The following is a 25,006-nucleotide window of genomic DNA, read 5'->3' as shown; positions in this document are numbered from 1 at the left end:
GGGCATTCTGCCGACATGTTGGGCCACAGCACGGCAACCGCTTCGCCCCAGCCGGGGGACCTGCCCGCGGAGGCGTTGGGGCGCGCGAAGCCCGCCCCGGGCCTCGCCCGGCACATCACCGTGCTCGCGCTGCTGCTGTTGATGCCGGCCTTGGCGCTCGGCCTCATCACCTCCTTCAACCTGGCCTCGCGGTTGCGCGCGGGCATGGAGGCGAGCTTCGCCGCGGCGGCCGCAGCGGGCGCCCTTGCCGTGGCGGACCAGGTGGAGACGCGCACCGTCCTGCTGGAAGTGCTGGCCGCCTCGCCACTGATCGATGCGGGGCCGGCGGCGGAGGAGGATTTCCGCCACCAGGCGCGCCGTGCCCTGGCCGGGCGCGGACCCTGGATCACGCTCATCACCGCCACCGCGCCCGACCACCCCCCGTTGCACACCCGGGGCGAGGCGGAGGGGCCGCCCACCCTGCCCATGGCCGCGCTCGCCCAGGTGATGCGCGATGGCGTGGCGGTGGTGGCCCGCCATGCCGGGGACGGGGCGGGGCGGCAAGACCAGCTTGTCCTGGCCGTGCCGGTGTTGCGCGACCGGGTGGCCATGGGCGCGCTCGCCACCCCGGTGACGCAAGCGGTCCTGCTGGATGCCCTGGCCCGCGCCACCCGCCCGCCCGACTCCTTCCTGATGCTGCTCGACCCGGATGGTGCCGTGGTGACCGCGCATGGCCTCGGGCCCGATGCCGCGGCCTGGACGGCCCCGCCCGCCCTGCGCGCGGCGCTGGCGGCGGGAAGCGCGACCACGCCGCGCGCGCGGGGGGGCGTGGCCACGACGCGTGCGCCGGGGCCGGAGGGCGCCCCGGCCGTGCTGTTCGCCGCGCCATTGCCGCTGGCGGGCTGGGTCGTGGTGGCGGGGCAGGCCGAATCCCGCTTCTCCGCCGGCTGGACCGGCCCCGCCCTGCTGCAATGGGGTGGGGGCCTGGCCATGATCGCGCTGGGGCTGCTGCTGGCCGGCCAGTTCGCCCGGCGCCTGCTGGCGGCGCTGGGGTCCATCCGCGCCCCCCAGCCCCGCGGCCTGCGTGTGGCGGAGTTCGAGGTGCTGGGCACGACCATCGCGGATGCCGAGGGCGCGCTGCGGCAGGAGGCCGCGCGGGCGGAGCGCGCGGCCGCCCGGACAACCCATCTGGCCCGCACCGCCGAGGATGACCGGCTGCTGCTCGAATCCGTCGTGCGCTCGGTGCCCGAGCCCATCTTCGTGAAGGACCGGGACCTGCGCTACGTGCTCATCAACGATGCCGCGGCGCGCTCCATGGGCTGGAACGAGAGGGATTGCATCGGCCGCACCGCCGCGGAGATGACGCGGCCCGACGTGGTGGAACGCTTCGACACCCAGGACCGCGCCGTTCTGGCGGCCGGCCGCACCATGGAATTCGAGGATCAGATCGTGCTCGAACGCGGCGTCACGCGCTGCTACCGCACCATCAAGGCCCCCTGGCGCGACAGCGCGGGCCGCGTGCTGGGCGTGGTGGGCGTGGCGCGCGACGTGACGCGCCGCCGCGCGGCCGAGGAACGCCTCCGCGCGGCCGAGGCCGCCATGCGCCGCATCGCCCGCGCGGACAGCCTGACGGTGATGAGCCTCGGCATCGCGCATGAGCTGAACCAGCCGCTGACCGCGGCCTCGAACTTCCAGCGGGCGTCGCTGCGCTGGCTGGACCAGGCGGCTTCCGACCCCGAGCGCCTGGCGGCGGCCCGCGCCGCCATCGAGGAGGCCTCGGCCGAGACGCTGCGCGCCGCCGCCATCCTGCGCCAGATCCGCGACTTCATCGATCGCGGCCAGACCGAGCGCACCACGGTCGAGCTCGGCCCCCTGCTGGCCGACACGGTGGCCCTGTTCCGCGCCGCCCGGGCCGAAGAGAAGCTGCCGGTGGAGGTGGAGGTGCCCGAAAGCGGCCATGCCGTCATGGGCGACCGGGTGCAGCTGCAGCAGGTCTTCGTGAACCTGCTGCGCAACGCCATCGAGGCGACGGAAGGCCAGGCGGAGCGGGGCCTGGCCGTCTCGCTCAGCAGCGAGGGCGGCATGGCGCGGGTGATCCTGGCCGACCGCGGCCCAGGCCTGCCGGAGGAGGTGACGGAGCGCATGTTCGAACCCTTCGTCTCCACCCGCGCGGAGGGCATGGGCATCGGCCTGTCCATCGCGCGCACCATCATCGAATCCCATGGCGGGCGGATCACGGCGCGGGCCCGGCCCGGGGGGGGCACCGAGTTCGTGCTGGACCTGCCGCTGCACATGGCCTTCGCATGAGGCAGGTGGTGCATGTGGTGGATGACCACGCGGCCATTCGCCGTTCGCTCGCCCTGCTGCTCCAGGCCGCGGGCCATGAGGTGGTGCTGCACGAGAGCGGCGACGCGCTGCTGGAAGCCGCCGAGGCCGGGCTGGAGCCCGGCTGCATCATCCTCGACGTGCGGATGCCGGGGCGCGACGGGCTGGCGGTGATGGAGTTGCTGGGCCACCGTCCCCTCGCGCTGCCCGTCATCATCGTGACGGGCCATGGCGACATTCCGCTGGCGGTGCGCGCCATGCGCGCCGGCGCGCGCGACTTCATCGAGAAGCCCTACCCGGAGGAGCGCATCCTGGGTGCGGTGGAGGAGGCGCTGGAGGCCGCCCGCGCCGCGGTGGACGAGAAGGCGCGCACGGCCGAGGCGCAGGCCCGCATCGCCACCCTGACCCCGCGCGAGGGCGAGGTGCTGGCGGCCCTCGTCTCCGGCCAGTCCAACAAGGGCACGGCCGCCAAGCTCGGCATCAGCCCGCGCACCGTAGAGGTGCACCGCGCGCATCTGATGGAGAAGCTGGGCGTGCGGAGCCTGCCGGAGGCGGTGCGGATGTATCTCGCGGCCGGCGTGCCGCAGGATTCCTGAGGCGGGGCTCCATCTCGCGTGATTCACGCGTCCGGGCGTTACGCCCTGCGGCGATCACGCTCTACAGCTCCACCACCACATAGGCCTGTTCCACCCGCACGGGGAAGGTCTCGGCCTGGAGGGTGGCGCCATCCTCCACGCAGGCGGGGAAGGCACGCACCTTCATCCGCCGCGGGTCGAAGCGGGAGCGCCCGGTGCGGATGTCGAACTCCCAGGCATGCCAGGGGCAGCGCACGATCTCGCCCGCGCGGCCATAGCGGTATTCGCCGGGGCAGGGGCTTTCCACCAGGCCCATCACCGGGCCCTTGTGCAGCGGCCCACCCTGGTGCGGGCAGCGGTCGGACAGCGCGAAGAACTCGCCATCCAGGTTGAAGACGACGACGCGCTTGCCCTCCGCCTCCACGAGCTTGCGGGCGCCGGGCGGAATCTCCTCCACCGGGCCGACGACATGGCGCGGCATCAGAAGCCGTAGACCCGGCGGGCATTGCCGCCATAGATCGCGGCGCGCTTGGCCTCCGGGATGTAGGAGGGGATGGCGTGGCGCGGGTCGTCGAAATCCCAGTGGGGGTAGTCGGACGCGTAGAGGATCTTGTCCCAGCCGATCCAGCCCATGCAGTCCAGCAACTGCTCGGGGCGGGGCGGTTCCTCCACGGGCTGGGTGCTGACCCAGATGTGCTCGCGGATCTGCTCCGACGGCGCGCGCTTCATGTGCGGCACCTCGTCGCGCAGGGTGGGCCAGTGCTTGTCCAGCCGCCAGGCGACGGAGGGCAGCCAGCCGAAACCGCATTCGATCAGCACGATCTTGAGCTGCCGGAAGCGTTCGAAGACGCCCTCGATCACCATGGAGTTGACCAGCGACTGGCAGGAGGTGGCGTGCTCGCTCACCTCCTCGATGTAGAAGCTGGGCCAGCCGCCATTGGTCATGGGCCAGCCGCTGTAGCCGAAGGCGTGGATGCCGATGGGGAGGTTCGCCTCCTGCGCCGCCTCGAAGATCGGCCAGTATTTCGGGTTGCCCAGCGGGTGGCTGGTGCGGCTCATCAGCAGCACCTGGCAGAAGCGGGGGTCGCCGGCGCGCTTGCGGATTTCGGCGGCGCTGGCCTCCGGGTCCTCGTAGGGAACCACCACGCTGGCCCGCAGCCGCCCGTCCACCGCGATCCATTGGTCGAGCTGCCACTCATTCACCGCATGGGCCATGGCCACCGAGAACGGGTTGTTCATGTCCCCCTGGCCCGAGGGCTGGAGAGGGTTCAGCACGCCCACATCCACGCCGTGGAAATCGAGGTGCTGGGTGGCGGTGAAGGCCGGGTCGCTGGCCGGGGTGCCGCCTTCCGGCGTCCAGGCATCGCGGCGCGAGGCCAGGGGCTGCGACTTAAAATAAGGCGTGCCCTTCACGAAGCCGTGGCGGGGCCGGTTGCCATAGGTGTGCAGGCGATGGCGCATCTCGGCCGAGAGGTAGGGGTCGAAATCCTTCACGGACCGCACGCGGGGGTGGATGTCCACATCCACCAGGCCCTGCGTGGCGGCGAGGGGCCTTCCAGGCGCGGCTTCGGGGCGGATCACGTTCATGGCACGGTCTCCCAGGCGAGGCGCCTGTAGGTGGCGCGGGCGTTGTCCACGCAGATCTTTTGCATCAGCTCGGGGCCGATGCCGGGCGGCAGGCGCGGCGGCCCGTCGAACTGCCAATGCGGCCAGTCGCTGGACCATAGCAGCATTTCGTCCGAGCCCAGGTGGTTCATCAGCCGGTCCACCGTTTCCGCATCCTCCGGTGCGTCGAAGGGCTGCACCGACATCCGGACATTCTCGCGCACGATCTCGATGGGCGAGCGGTCCACCCAGGGCACCTCGAAGCGCACGCCCTTCCAGGTCTTGGACAGGCGCCAGAGGAAGGCTGGCAGCCAGGAGACGCCTGACTCCAGCAGCACCACCTTCAGCGTGGGGAACTTGGAAAACACGCCCTCGGTGATCAGCGAGGCGAGGGTGGACTGGAAGGCCTGCTGGTTGGCCGCGTAGTCCTCCATGTACCAGGACGCCCAGCCGAGCGACGTCACGGGGTTGCGCCAGGAAGATCCCGCATGGATGGCCAGCGGCAGGTCATGCTTCACCAGCGCCTCGAAGATGGGCCAATTGTGCCGCCGGCCGAGCGGCGTCTCGCCCATCACCAGCACCATGGCCTGCACGAAGCGGGGGTCGGGGGCGAGGCGCTCGATCTCGGCCACCGCGTGCTCGGCATTGAACATGGGCAGGATGATGGAGGCGGCGAGACGGGTGTCCTCATCGAGGAAGCGCGCCCGCGTCCAGTCGTTCAGCGCGCGGGTGAAGCCCGCCGCCATGTCCTCGTTGAAGACCAGTTGCACCCCGTAGAGGGGTGTGACGATGCCGCGCGAAATTCCCCAGGGCTCCAACACCTGGGCGCGCAATTGCTCGATGGTGCAGGCGGGCTTCGACCCATCGGCGGGGCGCCAGTCGGCGCGCACCGTCTTGGGGGCGTTGGGCGGGTAGGATTGCGTGTCGAAACCTTCCATCCCGCGCTGCGAAATCTGGTCGCGCCAGAGCGGGTCCAGGAAGGGTTCCAGCGCGGCGAGGCCCGGCACCATGGGGTGCAGGTCCACATCCACCACGCCTCGTGGCAGGGTTGTCACAGCGCGCAGACCTGGATGCGCCGGGCTTCGATCAGCTCGGCATAGGCGGCGCGGGTGCGGGCGAGGCGCGGGTTCTCCGTGTGCGCCTGGAAGGCCGCGTCATCCGCGTACACCTCGTAGAGGACGACGCGGGACAGGTCGGGCTGGCCGTCGCTGCCGCGCGGCTGGAGCACGTCGAAGCGCTCGCAGCCCGGCTCATCGGCCAGGGTTCCGGCGGCATGGTCGCGGATGACGGCGTCGAAGGCGGCATGCGCCCCGGGCTTGAGCGTGAATTCCACCACCAGCGCGATGCGGGCCATGGCGTTTCCCCTTTTCCGTTGGGGGCCATTCCGCCCCCGACGGGCGCGCCCGTCAATGCAGGCGGGGCGCTTTCAGGTGCCGGGCGCGGTCGCTGCTGGTGATGGACAGGTCCATCTGCTTCTGCCCGCGCGATACCGTGAGTTTCACCGCGGCCCCCGCCGGCCCCGCCGCCCGCACCGCGGTCCAGAGCGAGACGAGGTCATTCACCGCCTGGCCATCCACGGCCAGGATGCGGTCACGCGGGCGCAGCCCGGCGCGCTCGGCCGGGCCGCCCTTGGCGAGGCTGCCCACGCCGACCGTCTCCTCGTCCTCGGTGGCGTAGAGACCGAGCCAGGGGCGCGCCGGGCGGCCGGAATGGCCCGTGCGGCGCAGCGTCTCCAGGATGGGCAGCAACTCGTTGATGGGCACCACCATGTTGAGGTCGAGCCGCTTCCCCCCCGGCTGCCCCTGCTGGAGGATCAGGCTGCCGATGCCGGCCAGCCGCCCATCCGGCCCGAACAGCCCCGCCCCGCCCCAATGCGGGTGCGCGGGGGCGGTGAAGATGGCGTTGTCCAGCATGTATTCCCAATAGCCGGCGAAGGGCTGGCGCGCGGCGATGGTGCAGGCAACCGCATGTTCGCGCCCACCGGCCGCGGCCAGCACACAGCTCGTGCCGAATTTCAGCCCGTCGGAATCCCCCAACGGCGCCACAGGAATGCCCGGCAGCCGGCCCAGCGCTTGCACCAGGCCGAAGCCGCTCTCGAAATCCGTCGCGATGGGGGTGGCCTGGACCACGCGGCCATCATGGGCCGTCAGCCAGATGGTCTCGGCCTCCATGACCAGGTAGCCCATGGTCAGCACCAGGCCGCCCTGGTCGATCCAGACGCCCGAGCCCTCGCGTTCCACCCCCAGCGCGGCGGCGGAGGTGGCGTCGGGTGGCACCTGGGCCTTCACGGTCACGATGCTGTCGAAGCGCTCCTGCAGGGGAAAGGCGAATTCGGCAGGGTCGGGCTGGAAGGCGTCGGGCACCTCCCACTCATCGTCATCGTCCGGCATCGGGGCATCGGGCGCTGGGGAACAACTGCATCCTCCCAGCTTAGCAAAGCCGCAACGCCACGCCCATACGCTTCGCACCTCGGGCGAGGTTCAGCTCCGCACCGCCCGGATGAGGGCAAAGCCCTCGCGCACCGTCGCCGCGCGCACCGCTTGGCGGTCGCCGGGGAAGACGCAGCGGCGGTGCAGCACCTGGCCCCCCGCCCGCGCGACGGCCAGGTGCACCAGGCCCACGGGCTTCGTGGCGCTGCCCCCACCTGGGCCGGCCACGCCGGTGCAGGCCACGGCCATGTCCGCGCCGGACCGGGACTGCGCGCCGGTGGCCATGGCGCGGGCCACACTCTCGCTGACCGCGCCCTCGGCCGCGATCACGCCCGGATCCACCCCCAGCATCGCGGCCTTGGACGCGTTGGAATAGGTGACGAAGCCGCAGAGCAGCGTGGCCGAGGACCCCGGAACCGCCGTCAGCGCCGCCGCGATCAGCCCGCCCGTGCAGCTCTCGGCCGTCGCGAGCCTCAGGCCCTGGGCCTGCAGTTCCGACAGCAGCCGCGCGGCGTCGTCCAGAATGTCCTGGTCCAGCATCATCCCATCCACAGCAGGTGCAACAGCAACAGGATCACGGCCGCCATGGCGCCCGCCACCAGGTCATCGGCCATCACGCCGAAGGGGCCGTGCCGGCGGTCGGCCCAGCCCACGGGGCCGGGCTTGCCGATGTCGAAGGCGCGGAACAAGGCGAAGGCCAGCACCACGCCCAGCAGCCCATCCGCGAAAACCAGCGCGAGGGACATGCCCGCCGCCTCATCCACCACCACCCAGGAGGGGTCTTCCCGCGCCTCGGGCAGCCGCGCCAGCGCCCAGAAGCCCGCCACGGTGAAGGCGGCGCAGGCGGCCAGCGCCACCCAGCCCGGCAGCAGCGCCATCGGCAGCACCACGGCCGAGCCCCAGGTGCCGGGCCCCGGCCGCAGGAAGCCCACACCGCCCAGCGAGGCGACATGCCGTGGCCAGGGGCTCACGCCTGCCATTCGGCCATGGGGTGGGGCAGGGCGCGGGTGGCCGGGTCCATGGCGCGATAGACGGCGACGTTCTCCACCACGCGCTGCACGTAGTTCCGCGTCTCCGCGAAGGGGATCATCTCCATCCAATCCAGCATGCGGATGCCGCCCTGCCGCGGGTCGCCATAGGTGGCGAGCCACTGGTCCACGCGTCCCGAGCCCGCATTGTATCCGGCCGCCGCGAAGACCATCACGCCGCCGAAGCGTTCCAGCCTCTCCTGGATATAGGCCGAGCCCAGGCGGAGATTGTGCTCCGGGTCGTTGATGAGCTGCGAGAGCTGGTGCGGAATGCCCTGCCGCCGCGCGACATCGCGGGCCGTGGCCGGCAGCAGCTGCATGAGGCCGCGCGCATTGGAGCGCGAGACGGCCGTCGTCTCGAAATTGCTCTCCTGCCGGGTGATGGCATAGACCAGGGCGGGTTCGGCCAGGTTCGGCGGCGCGCGGAAGGGGCGGGGCCAGCCTTCCTGGACCAGCATGGCACCCTGGGAACTGGCCCGGCGCGTGACCCAGACGCCGTGGTCGGGCTGGCCGATGGCGATGGCGAGCCTTGCGGTCAGCGCGTATTCGGCCGGGCTCGATTGCAGGTCCACCAGCCGCAGCAGGAAGGGGCGGGTGCGGCGGCCCTCGCCCAGCTCGCCCAGCAGCGAGATCAGCCGCACCAATTCATTGGCCTGGAAGGCGCGGGATTGCGCCGCGCTGGCCTGCGGCGCCGCCACGCCGTTGATCCGCGCCGAGAGCTGTTGCGGCGTCTCGCCCAGGGCGAGCGAGGCCATCTGGCCGTAGAAGGTCACCGGGAATGCGGCGGCCTCGGCGAAGCGCGCCCGGGCGCGGCCCGCATCCTGCTCGGCCCGGCCCTCCCAATAGAGGCCGCGCGCATTGGTGATGGGGCTCTGGCTGTCCGCGCGGAGGCGCTGGAAATGGGGCAGGGCGCGGGCGGGGTCGTTCAGGAAGCGCAGCGCCGCGAAGCCCGCCATGAACTCGGCCTCCTGGCGGGCGATGCCGGGCTCGGTCTGGCCGTGCTGCGCGGCCACCTGGTAGGCGAGGTTCGGCTCGCCCAGGCGCAGCAGCTTGCGGACCAGGATGTGCCGTTCGTTCCAGCTGGCCCGCTGGGCATCGGGGTCCAGCCCGCGCTGGGCCCCGGCGCCGGCGGCCCAGGCCTGCGCCGCCGCGGCGTCCTCGTCGCGCTGGCGCAGCATGCGCGCGCGCTCCAGCGTGGCGGCGCCGTCGCGCGCGGCGGCCGCCGGGTCGGCGTCGCGCCCATTGGAATAGGCGAGGCGCAGCTCGTTGATGGCGCGGTGCCGGGCATCGAGCAGGGGCAGCAGCCGCTGCACCCCCGCGAAATCCCGCGCGAAGGCCAGCCGGTCGGCGCGGCGCGCATGGGCCAATTCGTCCAGCAGGGGGGTGGCGCGCGCCAGGAAGGCGGCCTCCGCCGCCGCATCGCCATCGGTGTCCTCGGCCCAGGCGAGCGTCGCGGCGTCCAGGGCCGCGTCGCGCCGGCCGGCGTTGAGCAGGGCGGTGACGTGGCGCGTGGCGCCATCCAGCGTCAGCGCGGAATTGTTCTCGAAGTGGCGCAGCGCCAGCGCGTCATCGGGGTCGGTGGCCAGCAACTCCTCGGCGCGGCGGCGCAGGGTCAGCGGCATGGGCCAGTCGGGCGAGGTGGCGATGAACTCCACCACCTCGCGCGCATTGGCCGGCGCGCCGCGCGTGGTCAGCCGCATCCACCGCACCAGATTGGCCACCAAGGGGTCGGCCTGGGCGGCCAGGCCTTCCGCCTGCACCCAGCGCTGCGCCTGCGCGGCGGCGATGGCCTGGCGGCCCGTCTCGGCGCGCGTCTGCGCGGAGAGCGGGCCGGGGATGGTGGGAAGAAGCAGGCCGAGAAGCAGGAAATTCCTTCGCATCCCCCCTTCTACCCCCGAAGCGCCTCCCGCTTCCACCGCCGATGGCCGCGGCCCAACCTTGTTACGCGCGCCGCGCGGGATTAGGTGTGAGGCTGAGAGGAACGCCACATGCGCTTCACCGGTTCATTCACCGCCCTGATCACCCCCATGCACGCCGATGGCAGCCTGGATGAGCGCGCTTTCGGCGACCTCGTCGAATGGCAGATCGCCGAGGGCACGGAAGGCCTCGTCCCCGTGGGCACCACGGGCGAAAGCCCGACCCTGTCGCATGCCGAGCACAAACGCGTGGTGGAGCTGTGCATCGAGGCCGCGCGCGGCCGCGTGCCCGTGATGGCGGGCGCGGGCAGCAACAGCACGGCCGAGGCGCTGGATTTCGCGCAGCACGCCAAGGGCGCGGGGGCGGACGCGATCCTCGTGGTCACGCCCTACTACAACAAGCCGACGCAGGAGGGGATGTTCCTGCACTTCTCCATGATCGCGGATGCGGTGGACATCCCGATGTTCATCTACAACATCCCCGGCCGTTCGGTGATTGACATGACGCCGGAGACGATGGGCCGGCTGGCGAAGCACCCCAACATCGTCGGCGTGAAGGACGCGACGGCGAACCTCGCGCGGCCGCTGCACCAGCGCGCGACCTGCGGGGCGGACTTCATCCAGCTTTCGGGCGAGGACCACACGGCGCTGTCCTTCAACGCCGCCGGCGGCCATGGCTGCATCAGCGTGACCAGCAACATCGCCCCCCGCCTCTGCGCCGAGATGCAGAAGGCCTGGCGCGAGGGCAAGGTCTGCGAGGCCATGGCCATCCAGGACCGCCTGCTGCCCGTCCATGACGCGCTGTTCTGCGAGACCTCGCCCGGGCCGGTGAAGTATGCGGCGAGCCTGCTGGGCCGCGGCACCGCCTTCTGCCGCCCGCCCATGGCGCCCATCGCGGAGAGCACGGCGACGCGCGTCGAGGAGGCGATGCGGGGCGCGGGGCTGCTGAACTGATGGCCGCCGCCGAGGCCCGCAAGAAACCGCTGATCAGCCACGGCACCGCGGCGCTGAACCGTCGCGCGCGCTTCGACTACAAGATCGGCGAGGTGATCGAGGCGGGCCTCGTGCTGCTGGGGCCCGAGGTGAAGAGCCTCCGCGCCGGCCGCGCCAGCCTGAGCGAGGCATGGGCCGGGGAGCGCGAGGGGGAGATGTTCCTGTTCGGCTGCCATATCGGCGAATGGCAAGCCGGCAGCTTCATGGCGAAGATGGACCCCGTGCGTCCGCGCAAGCTGTTGCTGCACAAGAAGCAGGTGCGGGAGTTGACGGGCGCCACGACGCGCGAAGGCGCCACCATCGTGCCGCTCGAAATCCGCTTCAACGACAAGGGACGGGCCAAGGTGCTGATCGGCCTCGCCACCGGCAAGAAGCTGCACGACAAGCGCGCCGACATCGCCAAGCGCGACTGGCAGCGCGACAAGGCGCGTCTCATGCGAAACAAGGGCGGGGAGTAGCCCCCGCCCCCTGACAGGTCTCAGCGCGTGTCGCGCGAGGCCTGGTTGTTCTTCACCTGCTGCGAGACGCTGCCCACCTGGCGGGGGTCCACATCCGTCATCTGCCGCTTTTCGTCGAGCGGGTTCATGCCCTCGCGCGCCGTGGCGCCGGGGTTAGGGTGATGGCGCGGGGCGGCCTTCTTCCTTTGCAGCGCCTCGCGCAGGAACTCCGTCGTCTTCGCCCGCTTGTCGCCCGTCTGAAGGGCCGCGATGCGGCTGTTCACCCGCTTCATGGCCGCGGCGAAGACCTGCTTCTTCAACAGGATGCCCTCCTCGGCCGGTGCGGGGCCGGCGCTGCGCGGCTCGGCCTTGCCGCGCTGGCTGCGCCGGCGGTCCCGCGCGATATCGCGCGCCTTGTCGCGGTATTCGCGCAGCCGGCGGGCGAGCGCCAGGACGGCGTCCCGGTCCAGGGATTGAATGTCAGGGTGGCGGCTCTGCCGCACCGCGTCGCGCTCCGCCCCGGTGAGGAGGCGGTCTTCGGTTCGAGTGCCCATGAACAGGAAATGCGGATGCGCGGCTTTGGCTGCAACCCAGCGCGACTTTCCTGTGGGTTTCGGGGGGCTGGCACGATCGCCCTGACCTCCCCATCATCCCATGCGGACGGCATGCCTCGGAATGGATTGTGGCGGCCGTATTTTCTGCTACCCATGATTGCGTCGCGCCCGCTTCGCCGAGGGGCGTGCGAAGGACGCCCACGAAGGAACTGCCATGGCTGACCAACCCGTGACCGATGACGCCGTGCTCCACGGCGCGCTCCGCGAGAAACTGGTCCGCGCCAAGGAGCAATGGGCGCGCGAGGGCCGCCTGCTCACCGGTGAGACCAGCACCCCACAGGCCCAGCGCCTGCCGCCCGGCCAGCGCCTGGTGCAGGACTTCCCGGTGCTCGACCTCGGCGTGCAGCCGGAGGTGAAGCCGGAGCGCTGGCGCCTGCGCGTGGAAGGTCTGGTGGAGGAGAAGGTGGCCCTGGATTGGGACGCCTTCCAATCCCTGCCGCAGCGGGAATGGGTGAACGACATCCATTGCGTCACCGCCTGGTCACGCTACGACAACCGCTGGAAGGGGGTGGCGGCGCGCGACATCCTCATGCTGGCCCGCCCCAGGCCCGAGGCGCGCTTCGTCGTCTTCCACTCCTATGACGGCTACACCACCAATGTGCCGCTGGAGGTCTTCGCCTCGGAGGAGGCGCTGGTGGCCCATAGCTGGAACGGCGCGCCGCTGGACCGCCTGCATGGCGGCCCGGCGCGCATCGTCATCCCCCGTTACTATTTCTGGAAAAGCGCCAAATGGGTGACGCGCATCGAGCTCCTGGCCGAGGACCGGCCGGGCTTCTGGGAGGTGCGCGGCTACCACAACAACGCCGACCCCTGGCTGGAGGAGCGCTATGCCTGAGTTACGACGGCGCATGGTCGCGGGGGGGCTGCTCGGCAGCCTCGCGGCCGCGCCGGCCCTGGCCGACCACACCGCCTTCGACTTCGGCTTCGAGGCGCTGGAGGGCGGCCCGCTTCCGCTCTCCGAGTTCCGCGGCCGCGTCCTGCTGGTGGTGAACACCGCCAGCTTCTGCGGCTTCACCCCCCAATACGCCGCCCTGCAGCGCCTGTATGACCGTTACGGCGCGCGCGGTCTGACGGTGGTGGGCGTCCCCTCCGAGGATTTCAACCAGGAAAGCGACGATGCCCGCCGCATCCGGGAATTGTGCGACACGATGTTCGGCATCACCTTCCCCATGGCCGCCCTCACCCATGTGCGGGGGCCGGGGGCGCACCCCTTCTTCGCCTGGGCCGCGCGCCGCGCCGGGCCGGTGCGCTGGAATTTTCACAAGTATCTGGTGGCCCGGGACGGGGTGCAGGTGGCCGGCTTCTCTTCGCACATCCCGCCCGATGCGCCTGAAATGCTGCGTGTGCTGCACACGAAGCTCGCGGTCGGCGCGTGATCCTGGTCGGGCTGGGGGCCAGCCTGCCGGCCCCCGATGGCGGCGCCCCCCGCGCCACCTGTGAGGCGGCCGCCCAATTGCTGGGCGAGTTGCCGGGGCTGCGCCGCGTGGCGCTCTCGCGATGGTGGGAGAGCGCCCCCGTGCCACCCATGGCCGGCGCCCCCTGGTTCGTGAACGGGGTGGCGCGGCTGGAAGGCGAAATGGCCCCCGAGGTGCTGTTGGGCCATCTCCAGGCCATCGAGGCGCGTTTCGGCCGGCAGCGGCCCTTCCCCAACGCCCCGCGCACGCTGGACCTGGACCTGCTGGACCATGGCGGGCGGGTGCTCAACACGCCCCGCCTGACCCTGCCCCACCCCCGCATGACGGGCCGCGCCTTCGTGCTGCTTCCCCTGGCCGAGGTGGCGCCGGGCTGGACCCATCCGGTCACGGGGGAGGAGGTGGCGGCACTGATCGCAACCCTGCCCCCGCAGGAGATCAGGCCGATGGCGGCCTGATCGCTTGCACCGACGGGGCGCTTCGCTTATCTGAAGGCTTCGCCGTGGTGCAGCACGTCTGCGCCCGCACACCCTTGGCCGAGGTATTTCATGGCACGCGTTACCGTTGAAGACTGCATCGTCCAGGTTCCGAACCGCTTCGAGCTCGTGCTCCTCGCGGCCCAGCGCGCGCGCAACATCAGCCGGGGCGAAACCCTGACGGTGGACCGCGACAATGACAAGAACCCGGTCGTTGCCCTGCGCGAGATCGCGGACCAGACCGTGCCGCTGGATGGGCTGGAGCAGGACCTCATCAAGTCCCTGAGCCGCGCGCCGGAGCCGGAGCCCGTCGAGGACGAGGTGATGGACCTCATCGACACCAACGAGAACATCTTCGGCGTCATGGACGTGAACGAGGAGCTTCCCGCCGACATGGGCGTGGAGGAGTTCAGCCCCGACGACCTCGAAGCCCAGCTCGCGGCCGAGCTGGGCGGCGGGCGGGACTGAGCCGCCACCGGCCCCCGCCCCGACATGACCTCGCGCGCCACCCCGGCACTGTCGGAGGTGGCGCGCGCGCCTGACGGCGTCTCCCGCGGGGACGCCGCTCCGCCCGGCCTCGACGCCGTCCTCGAATTCTGCACCCGCGCCAGCGCCGCCGACCCCCGGCTCGACGCGGAGCTCCTGCGCCGCGCCGGGCGCCTCGCCGCCGAGGCCCATGCCCCCCAGGCGCGGCAAAATGGCGAGCCCTACATCATCCACCCCATCGCGGTGGCGGAAATCCTGGCGGGTTTCCGGATGGACACGGCCACCATCGCCACCGCCCTGCTGCACGACGTGGTGGAGGACACCGAGCACAGCCTCGCCGACATCGAGCGGCAATTCGGCCCCGAGATCGCCCGGCTGGTGGATGGCGTCACCAAGCTCAGCCGCATCGAGGTGCAGAGCGAGCGCACCAAGCAGGCCGAGAACCTCCGCAAGCTGCTGCTGGCGCTGTCGGAGGATCTGCGCGTCCTGCTGGTTAAGCTCGCGGACCGGCTGCACAACATGCGGACCCTGGCCTTCGTCCCCAAGCCCGAGAAGCGGCAGCGGACGGCGCGGGAGACGCTCGACATCTATGCCCCGCTCGCCGAGCGCATCGGCATGGAGCAGCTCAAGACCGAGCTTGAGACGCTGGCCTTCCGCGAGCTGAACCCCGATGGCTGGGCCAGCATCGCCCAGCGCCTGACCTGGCTGCGCGGCCGTTCGGGCGACATGATCACCGAGATCGAGCAGGAGCTGCACGAGGTGCTGGGCCTGCACGAGGTGCCGGTCGAGGAGGTCTCGGGCCGCGAGAAATCGCCCTATTCCATCTGGCGCAAGATGCAGGCCAAGAACGTGACCTTCGAGGGCCTCTCGGACGTCATGGCCTTCCGCATCATCGTGCCCGAGCGCGCGCATTGCTACCTGGCGCTGGGCGCCATCCACGATGCCTTCAAGGTGATCGCCGGGCGCTTCAAGGACTACATCTCCACGCCCAAGACCAACGGCTACCAGTCGCTGCACACCGGCGTGCTGCTGCCCGGCCGTCGCGCCGAGGCCAAGATCGAGGTGCAGATCCGCACGCGCGAGATGCACCGCGTCGCCGAATACGGTGTCGCCGCGCACTGGGTCTACAAGCAGGGCGAGACGGCCTCCCCCGCGCGCAGCTACCCCTGGGTCCGCCACCTGATCGACATCCTGGAGACGGAGCCCGAGGCCAATGACGCGATGGAGGCGACGAAGCTCGAACTCCACCGCGACCTGGTGTTCTGCTTCTCGCCCAAGGGCGACCTGATCGAGCTGCCCCAGGGCGCCACACCGGTGGACTTCGCCTATCACGTCCACAGCCAGGTGGGTGATACCTGCGTGGGCGCCAAGGTGAACGGGCGCATCGTCAAGCTCGACCACAAGCTCGACAATGGCGACCAGGTCGAGATCATCACGGCCAAGGGCGGCAAGCCCAATCCGGCCTGGATGAAGTTCGTGAAGTCGGGCAAGGCGCAGGCGCGCATCCGCCGCTACGCCGTGGCCGAGGAGAAGGCCCGCGCCCGCGAGGAAGGCCGCACCGCCATCGTGAAGGCCTTCCGCGCCAACGGCCTCGAATTCACCGAGAAGGCGCTGGAGCCCGCGGCCAAGACACTGCGCCAGTCGGGCGTGGAGGAGATGTTCCACGCCGTCGCCTCCGGCAGCCTGACGGCGCGCGACGTGGTGCACGCCGCCTATCCGGAACTGCGCGGCGGCGGCCCACGCCCGGTGGAGCCCATCGCGCTGGTGTCGCCGCGCGGGCGGCTCGGCCTGCCGCCTGGCCGCAGCGGGGCGGGGGACAAGCGGCGTGTGGCGGTGCCGCTGGCGCCCATCACCGGCATCGTGGCCGGCATGCAGCTGAACTTCGCCCATTGCTGCCACCCGGTCCCGGGCGACCGCATCGTGGGCGTGGTCACCACCGGCAAGGGTGTGACGGTCCATCGCAACGACTGCCACATGCTGGAGAATTTCGCGGCCACGCCGGAGCGGCTGCTTGATGTGGAATGGGAACAATCCGGCCTCAACGGCGCGGCCTATGTGGCGCGGCTGACCGTCTCGGCCATCAACGGGCCGCAGCTTCTCTCCAACGTCGCCAATTCCGTGATCCGGCAGAAGGCGGGGCTGACCAACATGCGGCTCGGCCGGCGCGAGGATGACGAGTGCGACCTCTCGCTCGACGTGGAGGTGCGCGACACCCGCCATCTCGCCGAGGTCATGGGCGTGCTGCGGGCCTGCGAGGGTGTCGTCAGGGTTGATCGGGCGCGCGGTTGATGGAGCCACCGCCCTTGCTGCACCAAGGTGTTGGGAGATCCCTGTCCAGCCACCGGCCGCACAGCGGACGGTGCGCCCAGTGCAACATCACGCTCGGCGCGACCTCGGCGGCGCGTAAGCCAAGCGGCAGAATGCCGCGCCCGGCGCTTGAGGGCGAAAAGTGATCATCGGCCTGGGGTCGGATCTTTGCGACATCCGGCGCATCGAAACCGTCCTGGCGCGGCATGGCGAGAAATTCCTCGCCCGCGTCTTCACCGACCTGGAACGCGCCAAGGCGGAGCGCCGGACAGAGCGAATCCGCGCCGGCACCTATGCCAAGCGCTTCGCCGCCAAGGAGGCGGCGAGCAAGGCGCTGGGCACCGGCTTCAGCCAGGGCGTCTTCATGAAGGATCTGGGGGTGGTGAACCTGCCCTCGGGCCAGCCCACCCTGCGCCTGACCGGGGGGGCCGCGCGGCGGCTGGCCGCCATCACGCCCCCGGGCCATCGGGCGGAAATCGCCCTGACGATGACCGACGAATACCCCTACGCCCAGGCGCAGGTCATCATCACGGCCGTGCCCATCCCGCCCGGCGCACCGCAGATTGCTTGACACACCCTGAAGGCCGGGCTTGATCCCGCGGGTGGCACGCCCGCCCCTGAACGAACGGACCCATGGTGAAAAGCGCATCCTCGATGGCGAAAAAGAAATCGGGCGGCTGGCTTGAGAGCATCAAGACCATCCTCTACGCGGCGCTGATTGCCATCGGCATCCGGACCGTGGCCTTCGAGCCGTTCAACATTCCCTCGGGTTCCATGATCCCGACATTGCTGGTGGGCGATTATCTCTTCGTCTCCAAGTATTCCTACGGTTATTCGCGGCACTCCATCCCCTTTAGCCCGAACATCTTCGAGGGGCGCATCTGGGCGCGCATGCCCGAGCGTGGCGATGTGGCCGTGTTCAAGCTGCCCCGAGACACGCGGCAGGACTACATCAAGCGCATCGTGGGCCTGCCTGGTGACCGCATCCAGGTGATCCGCGGCATCCTGCACGTGAATGGCGAGCCGGCGCGGCGTGAGCCGCTGGGCGATTTCGTGGCCGAGGGCGATGGCCCGCGCATGACGGTTCGCCTGTTCCGCGAATTCCTGCCCGGTGGGAACAACCACCTGATCGTCGAGCAGTCCGATGACGGGCCGCTCGACAACACGCCCGAATTCCTGGTGCCGGCGGGCCATGTCTTCGCCATGGGCGACAACCGCGACAACAGCCTGGACAGCCGCGTGCCCGGCGCGGTGGGCGTGATCCCGCTCGACAACCTGGTGGGCCGCGCGGAATTCATCTTCTTCTCGGTGGATGGCAGCGCGCGCTGGTGGGAGGTGTGGGGCTGGCCCTTCGCCATCCGCTACGCCCGCATCTTCTCCGCGGTGCGATGACGGACGCCATCGCCGCGCTGGAGGCGCGCCTGGGACATGTCTTCCAGGACCGCGCCCTGCTGGAACGCGCCCTGACCCATTCCTCCCATGCCGGAGAGAACAAGGGCGCGCCCAGCAATGAGCGCCTGGAATTCCTGGGCGACCGCGTGCTGGGCCTCTGCATGGCCGAATGGCTGTGCGAACTCTACCCGAACGAGCGCGAGGGCGATTTGGGCAAGCGCATCGCCGTTCTGGTGGCGCGCGACACGCTCGCGCCCATCGCGGAGCGGCTGGGCGTGCCGGCCGCGCTGCGGATCGCGGCCTCGCACCGCCACGCGGCCCTACGGCAAAGCGCGACCGTGCTGGGCGATGCGCTGGAGGCGCTGCTGGCGGCGCTTTTCCTCGAAGCGGGGCTGGGCGCGGCGCGGGATCTGGTGCGGCGCGAATGGGCCGAGGCGGTGCAGGGCCAGGCGCGGCCGCCACGCTCGCCCAAGACGCGGCTGCAGGAATGGACGTTGAAGCGAGGGCTCGGCTTGCCGGATTATGTGACGACCTCCGTCGGCGGCGAGGGGGAGAACACCATGTTCCATGCGCGCGTCTCGGCCGCGGGCCGTGAGGCCGAAGGCACCGGCCCCAACAAGCGCGCCGCCGAACAGGCGGCGGCCGAGGCTTGGCTCGGGGTGGTGAAGGCATGACCACCGAGGCTCCCACCCGCTGCGGCTTCGTCGCCATCCTCGGCGCGCCGAACGCCGGCAAGTCCACCCTCGTGAACGCGCTGGCGGGCACCAAGGTCACGATCGTCTCACCCAAGCCGCAGACCACGCGCTTCCGCATCCGCGCGGTGGTCATGGAAGGCGCCTCCCAGATCGTGCTGGTGGACACGCCGGGCATCTTCGCGCCCCGCCGGCGGCTGGACCGCGCCATGGTCTCCGCCGCCTGGGGTGGGGCCAAGGACGCCGACTTCGCCCTGATGGTGGTGGATGCGAAATCCGGCCTCACCGAGGCGGTGCGCGCCATCCTGGAGAAGCTGGCGCAGCAATCGCGGCCGGTGTGGCTCGCGCTGAACAAGGTGGACCTGATCCCGCGCGAGAAGCTGCTGCCGCTCTCCGCCGAACTCCACACCCTGCTGCCCTTCGCCGAGACCTTCATGATCAGCGCGGAGAAGTCCCAGGGCCTCGACCGCCTGAAGGCCAAGCTCGCCGAGGCGATGCCCGAGGGCCCCTGGCACTTCCCCGAGGACGAGCTGTCTGACCTGCCCAACCGCATGCTGGCCGCCGAGGTGGTGCGCGAGCAGATCCTGCGCCAGACCCATGAGGAAGTGCCCCACCACGCCACCGTCGAGACGGAGCAATGGCTCGAACGCCCCGATGGCGGCGCGCGGGTCGAGTGCACCATCTACGTCACCCGCGCCACGCAGAAAGCGATTCTGATCGGTGATGGCGGGGCGCGTATCCGCGAGATCGGCAAGCGCGCGCGGCTCGAGCTAACGCAGCTTCTCGAACGGCCCATCCACCTCTTCCTCAATGTGAAGGACCGGCCGGGCTGGGATGAGGAGCGCGGGCGGATCCGCGCCCTCGGCCTGGAGGATGAGGGATGAGCGTGGAGTGGGCAGCGCCCGCCGTGGTGCTGTCCGCCCGGCCCTATGGCGAGGGCGGCGTCATCGCCACCGTCCTGACCGAGGCGCAGGGGCGCCACCCCGGCCTGGTGCGTGGCGGTGGCTCGCGCGGGCAGGTGGCGCTCTGGCAGACCGGCAACCTGATCGAGGCGCGCTGGGTGGCGCGGCTGGCGGACCAGCTGGGCGCGCTGTCCGGCGAGATGGTCCATGCCGCGGCGGCGCTGGCCATGGAGGATGCGCTCTCGCTTGCCACCCTCGCCGGCGCCTGCGCCGTGGCCGAGGGCGCGCTGCCGGAACGCGAGGCCCATCCCGCCATCTTCCACGGCCTGGTCTCGGTCATCGCCGGGCTGGCGCGCGGCACGGACACCGCGCTGCCGCTGCTGGTGCGGTGGGAGGCGCTGCTGCTGGCCGATCTCGGCTATGGGCTGGACTTGGAAAGCTGCGCCGCCACCGGCGCGCGGGAGGGGCTGGAATGGGTCTCCCCCCGCTCCGGCCGGGCGGTCAGCGCCAAGGCCGGTGCCCCCTATGCCGACCGCCTGCTGCGCCTGCCCGCCTTCCTGCGCGAGCCCGATGCCGCCTCCACGCCACAGGATTGGCTTGCGGGACTCCGCCTGACCGGCTTCTTCCTGGCGCGCGACGCCTTCGGCCTCCAGCACCGCCCGCTGCCGCCCGCGCGGCAGGCGCTGGAGGCGCGGCTCGCGGACCAGCTTTCCCTGACACACCCCCCGACGCACCAAGGTTCTCCAGATGCCCGATGACGTGATCACGCCCGAGGGCGGCGCCATCCGTGAAACCAGCCTGCAGGTGGCGCTGAGCGAGCGCTACCTCGCCTATGCCATGTCCACCATCATGGCGCGGTCGCTGCCCGATGTGCGGGACGGGCTGAAGCCCGTGCACCGCCGGCTGCTCTGGGCCATGCACCAGCTGAAGCTGGACCCCGCCTCGGGCTTCAAGAAATGCGCGCGCATCGTGGGCGATGTGATGGGCAAGTATCACCCGCATGGTGACAGCTCCATCTACGAGGCGCTGGTCCGCCAGGCGCAGGAATTCGCCGCCCGCTATCCGCTGGTCGAGGGCCAGGGCAATTTCGGCAACATCGACGGCGATAACGCGGCGGCCATGCGCTACACCGAGGCGCGGCTGACCGAGGTGGCCCAGGCGCTGCTGTCCCAGATCGACGAGGACACGGTGGATTTCCGCGCCACCTATGATGGCGAGGACCGCGAGCCCGCGGTGCTGCCCGCCGCCTTCCCCAACCTGCTGGCCAATGGCGCGAGCGGCATCGCGGTCGGCATGGCCACCTCCATCCCGCCGCACAATGCGGGCGAGCTTTGCGCCGCCGCCCTGCACCTGATCGAACACCCCAAGGCCACCACGGCCGAACTCATGGCGCATGTGCCCGGCCCCGATTTCCCCACCGGCGGCGTGCTGGTGGAAAGCCGCGAGAGCATTCTCGACGCCTATGAAACCGGCCGTGGCGGCTTCCGCCTGCGCGCCAAGTGGGAGGTGGAGCGCGGCAAGGCCGGCGCCTGGAACCTGGTCATCACCGAAATTCCCTACCAGGTGCAGAAATCCAAGCTGATCGAGCAGATCGCGCTGCTGCTGGACGAGAAGAAACTTCCCCTGCTCGGCGACATCCGCGACGAGAGCACCGACCAGGTCCGCATCGTCATCGAGCCCAAGACGCGCGCCGTGGACCCCGCCGTGCTGATGGAGACGCTGTTCCGCGCCACCCAGCTCGAATCCCGATTCAGCCTCAACATGAATGTGCTGGACGCGAGCCGCACGCCGCGCGTGATGGGCCTGCGCGAGGTGCTGCGCGCTTGGCTGGACCACCGCCATGTCGTGCTGCAACGCCGCACCGCGCACCGGCTGGAGGCCATTGCGCGGCGGCTGGAGGTGCTGGACGGCTACCTCATCGTCTACCTCAATCTCGATGAGGTCATCCGCATCATCCGCACGGAGGAGGAGCCGCGGCCCAAGCTGATGGCCGCCTTCGGCCTGAGCGAGGTGCAGGCCGAGGCCATCCTGAACATGCGCCTTCGCAGCCTGCGCCGCCTGGAGGAGATGGAAATCCGCCGCGAGCACGAGAAGCTGTCCAAGGAACAGAAGGGCCTGCAGGCGCTGATGGGCAGCGAGGCGAAGCGGTGGTCCGCCATCGCGCGCGAAATCGAGGAAACGCGGAAGAAGTTCGGCGCGACCGAAATCCCCGAAGGCAAGGGGCGCGAGGCCGCCGAACGCCAGAACGCCCTTGGCGCCCGCCGCACTCGCGTGGACGGCGCCCAGGCCGCCGTGGTGGTGGATGAGACCGCCTTCATCGAGCGCGAGGCGCTGACCATCATCCTCTCCGAGAAGGGCTGGATCCGCGCGCTGAAGGGCCACCTGGCCGAGGATGCCGAGCTGCGCTTCAAGGAAGGCGACGCCCTGCGCTTCCGCCTGCACGCGCAGAGCACCGACCGCATCGTGGTCTTCGCCACCAATGGCAAGGCCTACACGCTGAAGGCCGAGACCCTGCCGCGCGGGCGCGGTGATGGCCAGCCGCTGCGCCTCATCGTGGAACTGCCCAATGAGGACGAGCCCATCGCGATGTTCGTGGCCGCCGAGGGCCAGCGCTTCCTGCTGGCCGCCACCGACGGCAAGGGCTTCTTCGTGGAAGGGGCGGAACTCCTGGCCGAGAAGCGCACCGGCAAGCAGGTGATGGTGCTGGAAGGCAAGGCGCAGGCCCTGCTGTGCAAGCCCGCCACGGGCGACATGGTGGCGGCCATCGGCACGAACCGGAAGCTGCTGATCTTCCCCGCCGACCAGATCCCCGTCATGACGCGCGGCCGGGGCGTGCAGCTGCAATCCTACAAGGACGCGGAACTGGCCGACGTCAAGCTGTTCCCGGCCGCCGAGGGCCTCACCTGGCGCCTGGGCGAACGGGTGCGGGTGGAGGCGGACATCACCCCCTGGCGCGGCAACCGCGCGGGGGCTGGCAAGATGCCGCCCAACGGCTTCCCGAAGAACAACCGGTTCGGTGGTTAAGCCTCGCTGTCCTCCAGCGGCCGCCACTGCCCGCGCAGCAGCACCTCGGCGGGGCGGTAGCTGGATTTGTAGGCCATCTTCCGGCTCTCCGGCACCCAATAGCCCAGATAGACGTAGGGCAGGGCGCTGCGCCGCGCCTCGGCCAGCAGCCACATGACGGCGAAGGCGCCCAGGCTGCGGCGCTCCTCCTCCGGTGCGTAGAAGGAATAGACGGCGGAAAGCCCGTCGCTCAGCCAGTCGGTCAGGCAGGCGCCCAGCAGCTTGCCCTCGGCGTTGCGGAACTCCACCAGGCCCGTGGTGATGGGCGTGTCCTCCACCATGGCGCGGTAGTCATAGAAGCCCATCGCCGCCATGTCGCCGCCGGTGTGGCGCTGCTGCTGGTAGGCCTGGAACAGGGCGAACTGCTCGGCCGTGGCGCGGGCCGGCGTCACGCGCACGTCCAGGTCCGCATTGCGGGCCCATAGCTTGCGCTGGGTGCGGTTGGGCTCGAAATCCTGGGCGCGCACGCGGATGGGGATGCAGGCCGAGCAGCCCGGGCAGACCGGCGAATAGGCGATGTTGTGGCTGCGCCGGAACCCCGCCCGGGACAGGCGGTCATGCAGCGCCTCGCTCTCATTGCCCGAGAGCTCGGTCACGATCTTCCGCTCCGTCCGGCCCGGCAGGTAGGGGCAGGGCAGGGGCGTCGTGGTGTAGAAGAATTGCGGGCGTCGGGTCCGGCTGTGCACGGCGGAGATGTCGCCGCGCGCGCCGATTTCTTCAATAGCCGGAGTCACGCGCTCGGCCATCAGACGGTGAACTGCTCGGCGATGATGCGCTCGCTCAGGCTGTGCGCCGGGTCGAAGAGCATGGTCATGGAGACCCCCCGGTCCTCCCGCACCTCCACCCGGCGCACGTCGCGCACCTCGGTGTAGTCGGCGGTGGCGGAGACCGGGCGCTTGTCGGCCTCCAGCACCTCGAACACCACCCGCGCGGTGGAGGGCAGCAGCGCGCCCCGCCAGCGCCGTGGCCTGAAGGCCGAGATGGGCGTCATGGGCAGCAAATTGGCATCCAGCGGCACGATGGGGCCGTGGGCGGAAAGATTATAGGCCGTGGAGCCCGCCGGGGTGCTGACCAGGATGCCGTCGCAGATCAGCTCCGGCAGGCGCTCCTTGCCGTCCACCAGGATCCGCAGCTTGGCCGCCTGGCGCGTCTCCCGCAGCAGGGAGACCTCGTTGATGGCGAGCGAGGCATGGGTGCGGTCGGGGCCATGCGCGCGCATCCGCAAGGGGTGCAGCAGGGCGGCCTGGGCGGCGGCCAGGCGCTCCGGCACATCCTCCTCGGTGTAGGCGTTCATCATGAAGCCCACGCTGCCGCGGTTCATGCCGTAGATGGGCCGGTTGCGGCCGAGAAAGCGGTGCTGCGTCTCCAGCATCATGCCATCGCCGCCCAGCGCCACGATGTAGTCCGCCGTCTCGGGCGGGGCGTCGCCATAGCGCGCGACCAGGCGTTCGCGGGCCTCCTGCGCCGCCTCGGTCTGCGCGGCGAGGAAGGCGATGCTCACGCGAGGCGCCGGTGTTCGAGCACGGGCATGTCACGCCGCACCCGGGCCGTCAGCGCCCGGTCCAGCCGCGCCGTGGCCCAGCCGATGCCGTCCGAGCACTTGGCCACCACATGCCCCCAGGGGTCCGCCACGAGCGAGTGGCCATAGACCTGGCGCATCGCGCCGCGTTCCTCGTAGCTGCCATGGGAGGCGGCGGCGATGATCCAGCACTGGCTCTCGATGGCGCGTGCCCGCAGCAGCACCTCCCAATGGTCCTTGCCGGTCATCAGGGTGAAGTTGGAGGGCACCAGGATGGCCTCCGCGCCCCGGCGGCGAAGCGCCAGGTATTGCTCGGGGAAGCGCATGTCGTAGCAGATGGTGCAGCCGAAGGTGACGCCGCCGGCCTCGAAGGTGACCAGGCTCTCGCCCCCGCCATAGAGGGCGCTTTCACGATAGCCCGTGCCGTCCGGGCCCGTGATGTCGAAGAGATGGATCTTGCGGTAGCGCGCGATTTCGCGCCCCGTGGGGTCAAAGACCAGGGTGGTGTTGAAGAACTTGCCTTCACCCTGCTCGATGATGGAGCCGCCATGCACATGGATGCCGGCGCCGCGCGCCACCTCGCGCAGGAATTCGTAAGCCGCGCCGCCGGTGCCGCCGGGCTCGGGCAACACCTCCGCCGCCGCCGCGCGGGCTTCGCGCCCCCCGCCCAGGTTGGTCCAGGTCTCGGGCAGGCTGACCATCTGTGGACGGTCGGCCTCCAGCGCACCCTCGATGAGGCGGCGGGCCTGGGCGATATTGGCGGGCTTGTCGGAGCCCTGGTTCATCTGGAGGACGGAGACGCGCATGCGCGCATCAAGCCACAGTCGGGGCCGCGCCGCAAAAGGGCAGGCGAGGT

General features: G+C 70.7%; 27 protein-coding genes. 15 read left to right on the top strand and 12 right to left on the bottom strand.

Annotated elements, in window-relative coordinates; genetic code table 11:
* Positions 1-15 precede the first annotated feature (15 nt).
* Complete coding sequence (locus tag JTN19_RS13035; protein ID WP_206933367.1) at positions 16-2,286, top strand: PAS domain-containing protein; 2,271 nt, start codon at positions 16-18, stop codon at positions 2,284-2,286.
* Positions 2,283-2,900 carry a response regulator transcription factor gene (locus JTN19_RS13030; RefSeq protein WP_206933358.1) on the top strand — a complete coding sequence of 206 codons (618 nt, stop codon included), beginning with the start codon at positions 2,283-2,285 and terminating at the stop codon, positions 2,898-2,900. The genes JTN19_RS13035 and JTN19_RS13030 overlap by 4 nt, the downstream gene beginning before the upstream one ends.
* Before the next feature lie 61 nt (positions 2,901-2,961).
* Here JTN19_RS13030 and JTN19_RS13025 read toward each other — a convergent pair whose 3' ends face one another.
* From JTN19_RS13025 to JTN19_RS12990, 8 genes are all read right to left on the bottom strand, one after another.
* Entirely contained in the window at positions 2,962-3,360 is a 399-nt protein-coding gene (locus JTN19_RS13025) for a Rieske (2Fe-2S) protein (protein ID WP_191083968.1), read from the bottom strand.
* Positions 3,360-4,466, bottom strand: coding sequence for an amidohydrolase family protein (locus JTN19_RS13020; RefSeq protein WP_206933356.1), 1,107 nt, complete (start codon positions 4,464-4,466; stop codon positions 3,360-3,362). The genes JTN19_RS13025 and JTN19_RS13020 overlap by 1 nt, the downstream gene beginning before the upstream one ends.
* A complete protein-coding gene (locus tag JTN19_RS13015; RefSeq protein ID WP_206933354.1) occupies positions 4,463-5,539 on the bottom strand; it encodes an amidohydrolase family protein in 1,077 nt (358 codons plus the stop codon). Before JTN19_RS13015 ends, JTN19_RS13020 begins: the two co-directional genes overlap by 4 nt.
* The gene (locus JTN19_RS13010) at positions 5,536-5,838 is read right to left on the bottom strand and encodes a putative quinol monooxygenase (protein ID WP_206933352.1); all 303 of its coding nucleotides are present in this window, start codon (positions 5,836-5,838) and stop codon (positions 5,536-5,538) included. The genes JTN19_RS13015 and JTN19_RS13010 overlap by 4 nt, the downstream gene beginning before the upstream one ends.
* Before the next feature lie 52 nt (positions 5,839-5,890).
* Entirely contained in the window at positions 5,891-6,874 is a 984-nt protein-coding gene (locus JTN19_RS13005) for a S1C family serine protease (RefSeq protein WP_206933350.1), read from the bottom strand.
* A gap of 90 nt (positions 6,875-6,964) precedes the next feature.
* Entirely contained in the window at positions 6,965-7,453 is a 489-nt protein-coding gene (locus tag JTN19_RS13000; RefSeq protein WP_206933348.1) for a CinA family protein, read from the bottom strand.
* Entirely contained in the window at positions 7,453-7,893 is a 441-nt protein-coding gene (locus JTN19_RS12995; RefSeq protein ID WP_206933346.1) for a phosphatidylglycerophosphatase A family protein, read from the bottom strand. The genes JTN19_RS13000 and JTN19_RS12995 overlap by 1 nt, the downstream gene beginning before the upstream one ends.
* Complete coding sequence (locus JTN19_RS12990) at positions 7,881-9,821, bottom strand: lytic transglycosylase domain-containing protein (protein WP_206933345.1); 1,941 nt, start codon at positions 9,819-9,821, stop codon at positions 7,881-7,883. Before JTN19_RS12990 ends, JTN19_RS12995 begins: the two co-directional genes overlap by 13 nt.
* 108 nt (positions 9,822-9,929) lie before the next feature.
* Between JTN19_RS12990 and dapA the strand changes: the two genes are divergently transcribed.
* Positions 9,930-10,811, top strand: a complete 882-nt coding sequence (gene dapA, locus JTN19_RS12985) for a 4-hydroxy-tetrahydrodipicolinate synthase (RefSeq protein ID WP_206933344.1) — start codon at positions 9,930-9,932, stop codon at positions 10,809-10,811.
* Positions 10,811-11,308, top strand: coding sequence for an SsrA-binding protein SmpB (gene smpB / locus JTN19_RS12980; RefSeq protein WP_206933342.1), 498 nt, complete (start codon positions 10,811-10,813; stop codon positions 11,306-11,308). The genes dapA and smpB overlap by 1 nt, the downstream gene beginning before the upstream one ends.
* Positions 11,309-11,328: 20 nt before the next feature.
* Here the strand turns inward: smpB and JTN19_RS12975 are convergent, their stop codons facing one another.
* The gene (locus JTN19_RS12975) at positions 11,329-11,841 is read right to left on the bottom strand and encodes a hypothetical protein (protein ID WP_206933334.1); all 513 of its coding nucleotides are present in this window, start codon (positions 11,839-11,841) and stop codon (positions 11,329-11,331) included.
* Between the two features lie 214 nt (positions 11,842-12,055).
* Between JTN19_RS12975 and JTN19_RS12970 the strand changes: the two genes are divergently transcribed.
* The 11 genes from JTN19_RS12970 to parC all read left to right on the top strand — a co-directional run bounded on the left by JTN19_RS12970 (position 12,056) and on the right by parC (position 22,592).
* Entirely contained in the window at positions 12,056-12,736 is a 681-nt protein-coding gene (locus JTN19_RS12970; RefSeq protein WP_206933332.1) for a sulfite oxidase-like oxidoreductase, read from the top strand.
* Positions 12,729-13,277, top strand: coding sequence for a glutathione peroxidase (locus JTN19_RS12965; protein WP_206933330.1), 549 nt, complete (start codon positions 12,729-12,731; stop codon positions 13,275-13,277). The genes JTN19_RS12970 and JTN19_RS12965 overlap by 8 nt, the downstream gene beginning before the upstream one ends.
* Entirely contained in the window at positions 13,274-13,771 is a 498-nt protein-coding gene (gene folK / locus JTN19_RS12960) for a 2-amino-4-hydroxy-6-hydroxymethyldihydropteridine diphosphokinase (protein ID WP_206933328.1), read from the top strand. The genes JTN19_RS12965 and folK overlap by 4 nt, the downstream gene beginning before the upstream one ends.
* A gap of 90 nt (positions 13,772-13,861) precedes the next feature.
* Positions 13,862-14,257, top strand: a complete 396-nt coding sequence (gene rpoZ / locus JTN19_RS12955) for a DNA-directed RNA polymerase subunit omega (protein WP_206933326.1) — start codon at positions 13,862-13,864, stop codon at positions 14,255-14,257.
* A 24-nt stretch (positions 14,258-14,281) separates the two neighbouring features.
* The gene (locus JTN19_RS12950; protein WP_206933325.1) at positions 14,282-16,564 is read left to right on the top strand and encodes a RelA/SpoT family protein; all 2,283 of its coding nucleotides are present in this window, start codon (positions 14,282-14,284) and stop codon (positions 16,562-16,564) included.
* 160 nt (positions 16,565-16,724) lie between these two features.
* Positions 16,725-17,153 (top strand): holo-ACP synthase, encoded by a 429-nt coding sequence (gene acpS, locus JTN19_RS12945; protein ID WP_206933324.1) that lies wholly within the window; start codon positions 16,725-16,727, stop codon positions 17,151-17,153.
* Positions 17,154-17,236: 83 nt separating this feature from the next.
* Positions 17,237-17,974, top strand: coding sequence for a signal peptidase I (lepB, locus tag JTN19_RS12940; RefSeq protein ID WP_206933322.1), 738 nt, complete (start codon positions 17,237-17,239; stop codon positions 17,972-17,974).
* The gene (rnc, locus tag JTN19_RS12935) at positions 17,971-18,648 is read left to right on the top strand and encodes a ribonuclease III (RefSeq protein ID WP_206933320.1); all 678 of its coding nucleotides are present in this window, start codon (positions 17,971-17,973) and stop codon (positions 18,646-18,648) included. The genes lepB and rnc overlap by 4 nt, the downstream gene beginning before the upstream one ends.
* A complete protein-coding gene (gene era, locus JTN19_RS12930; protein WP_206933318.1) occupies positions 18,645-19,550 on the top strand; it encodes a GTPase Era in 906 nt (301 codons plus the stop codon). Before rnc ends, era begins: the two co-directional genes overlap by 4 nt.
* 2 nt (positions 19,551-19,552) lie before the next feature.
* Complete coding sequence (gene recO, locus JTN19_RS12925; RefSeq protein WP_206933440.1) at positions 19,553-20,326, top strand: DNA repair protein RecO; 774 nt, start codon at positions 19,553-19,555, stop codon at positions 20,324-20,326.
* Positions 20,316-22,592 carry a DNA topoisomerase IV subunit A gene (parC, locus tag JTN19_RS12920; RefSeq protein ID WP_206933310.1) on the top strand — a complete coding sequence of 759 codons (2,277 nt, stop codon included), beginning with the start codon at positions 20,316-20,318 and terminating at the stop codon, positions 22,590-22,592. Before recO ends, parC begins: the two co-directional genes overlap by 11 nt.
* Here the strand turns inward: parC and JTN19_RS12915 are convergent.
* From JTN19_RS12915 to JTN19_RS12905, 3 genes are read right to left on the bottom strand one after another with little or no spacing between them, the layout of a single operon-like run.
* Positions 22,589-23,326 carry an arginyltransferase gene (locus JTN19_RS12915; RefSeq protein WP_408901880.1) on the bottom strand — a complete coding sequence of 246 codons (738 nt, stop codon included), beginning with the start codon at positions 23,324-23,326 and terminating at the stop codon, positions 22,589-22,591. The two genes, parC and JTN19_RS12915, sit on opposite strands and share 4 nt — an antisense overlap.
* 50 nt (positions 23,327-23,376) lie before the next feature.
* Positions 23,377-24,132 (bottom strand): NAD kinase, encoded by a 756-nt coding sequence (locus tag JTN19_RS12910; protein WP_206933298.1) that lies wholly within the window; start codon positions 24,130-24,132, stop codon positions 23,377-23,379.
* Positions 24,129-24,956, bottom strand: a complete 828-nt coding sequence (locus tag JTN19_RS12905) for a carbon-nitrogen hydrolase family protein (RefSeq protein ID WP_206933296.1) — start codon at positions 24,954-24,956, stop codon at positions 24,129-24,131. Before JTN19_RS12905 ends, JTN19_RS12910 begins: the two co-directional genes overlap by 4 nt.
* Positions 24,957-25,006 lie beyond the last annotated feature (50 nt).

Source organism: Roseococcus thiosulfatophilus (genome assembly GCF_017311575.1).
GTDB classification, from domain to species: Bacteria; Pseudomonadota; Alphaproteobacteria; order Acetobacterales; family Acetobacteraceae; genus Roseococcus; species Roseococcus thiosulfatophilus.
The sequence above is the reverse complement of the archived record's forward strand: the minus strand, read 5'-3'. Positions and strand labels throughout refer to the sequence as shown.

Coding starts and splice junctions, on each gene's coding strand:
- JTN19_RS13035 (WP_206933367.1), top strand. CDS start 16: ATGTTGGGCCACAGCACGGCAACCGCTTCGCCCCAGCCGGGGGACCTG.
- JTN19_RS13030 (WP_206933358.1), top strand. CDS start 2,283: ATGAGGCAGGTGGTGCATGTGGTGGATGACCACGCGGCCATTCGCCGT.
- JTN19_RS13025 (WP_191083968.1), bottom strand. CDS start 3,360: ATGCCGCGCCATGTCGTCGGCCCGGTGGAGGAGATTCCGCCCGGCGCC.
- JTN19_RS13020 (WP_206933356.1), bottom strand. CDS start 4,466: ATGAACGTGATCCGCCCCGAAGCCGCGCCTGGAAGGCCCCTCGCCGCC.
- JTN19_RS13010 (WP_206933352.1), bottom strand. CDS start 5,838: ATGGCCCGCATCGCGCTGGTGGTGGAATTCACGCTCAAGCCCGGGGCG.
- JTN19_RS13005 (WP_206933350.1), bottom strand. CDS start 6,874: ATGCCGGACGATGACGATGAGTGGGAGGTGCCCGACGCCTTCCAGCCC.
- JTN19_RS13000 (WP_206933348.1), bottom strand. CDS start 7,453: ATGCTGGACCAGGACATTCTGGACGACGCCGCGCGGCTGCTGTCGGAA.
- JTN19_RS12995 (WP_206933346.1), bottom strand. CDS start 7,893: ATGGCAGGCGTGAGCCCCTGGCCACGGCATGTCGCCTCGCTGGGCGGT.
- JTN19_RS12990 (WP_206933345.1), bottom strand. CDS start 9,821: ATGCGAAGGAATTTCCTGCTTCTCGGCCTGCTTCTTCCCACCATCCCC.
- dapA (WP_206933344.1), top strand. CDS start 9,930: ATGCGCTTCACCGGTTCATTCACCGCCCTGATCACCCCCATGCACGCC.
- smpB (WP_206933342.1), top strand. CDS start 10,811: ATGGCCGCCGCCGAGGCCCGCAAGAAACCGCTGATCAGCCACGGCACC.
- JTN19_RS12975 (WP_206933334.1), bottom strand. CDS start 11,841: ATGGGCACTCGAACCGAAGACCGCCTCCTCACCGGGGCGGAGCGCGAC.
- JTN19_RS12970 (WP_206933332.1), top strand. CDS start 12,056: ATGGCTGACCAACCCGTGACCGATGACGCCGTGCTCCACGGCGCGCTC.
- JTN19_RS12965 (WP_206933330.1), top strand. CDS start 12,729: ATGCCTGAGTTACGACGGCGCATGGTCGCGGGGGGGCTGCTCGGCAGC.
- rpoZ (WP_206933326.1), top strand. CDS start 13,862: ATGGCACGCGTTACCGTTGAAGACTGCATCGTCCAGGTTCCGAACCGC.
- JTN19_RS12950 (WP_206933325.1), top strand. CDS start 14,282: ATGACCTCGCGCGCCACCCCGGCACTGTCGGAGGTGGCGCGCGCGCCT.
- lepB (WP_206933322.1), top strand. CDS start 17,237: ATGGCGAAAAAGAAATCGGGCGGCTGGCTTGAGAGCATCAAGACCATC.
- rnc (WP_206933320.1), top strand. CDS start 17,971: ATGACGGACGCCATCGCCGCGCTGGAGGCGCGCCTGGGACATGTCTTC.
- era (WP_206933318.1), top strand. CDS start 18,645: ATGACCACCGAGGCTCCCACCCGCTGCGGCTTCGTCGCCATCCTCGGC.
- parC (WP_206933310.1), top strand. CDS start 20,316: ATGCCCGATGACGTGATCACGCCCGAGGGCGGCGCCATCCGTGAAACC.
- JTN19_RS12905 (WP_206933296.1), bottom strand. CDS start 24,956: ATGCGCGTCTCCGTCCTCCAGATGAACCAGGGCTCCGACAAGCCCGCC.